The organism is Brevundimonas sp. ZS04, assembly GCF_001956865.1.
GTDB lineage: Bacteria > Pseudomonadota > Alphaproteobacteria > Caulobacterales > Caulobacteraceae > Brevundimonas > Brevundimonas diminuta.
This window is the reverse complement of record NZ_MTHE01000074.1, coordinates 1-256: the sequence shown is the minus strand read 5'-3', so window position 1 is coordinate 256 and position 256 is coordinate 1. Positions and strand designations below refer to the sequence as shown.

Genomic DNA, 256 nt, shown 5'->3' with positions numbered 1-256 from the left:
TGGCGCGCGCTGGCCGCCCAGCCCGACGCCCGCCTGCACCTCTACGGCAAGCACGACGCCCGGCCGGGACGCAAGATGGCGCACGTCAACCGCATCCTTTAACCCTCTCCCCGCCTTCCCTCTCCCAATGGGAGAGGGCAGTTAGGCCTTGGCGCCGTACCGCAGCCGCCCCAGCACGTCGGTGATCGTGCGGACCGGGGCGTCGAAGTCCTTGCCCGCCTTCCACTTCTCGAAGGCCATGACGTTGTCGATGCGG

1 protein-coding gene is annotated in these 256 nt (G+C 69.1%); it reads left to right on the top strand.

Annotated features, from left to right (window positions below; all coding sequences use genetic code 11):
- A partial coding sequence (locus BJP32_RS17440; RefSeq protein ID WP_158043326.1) for a hypothetical protein occupies nt 1–102 on the top strand: 102 nt, incomplete at its 5' end.
- Between the last annotated feature and the right edge of the window lie 154 nt (nt 103–256).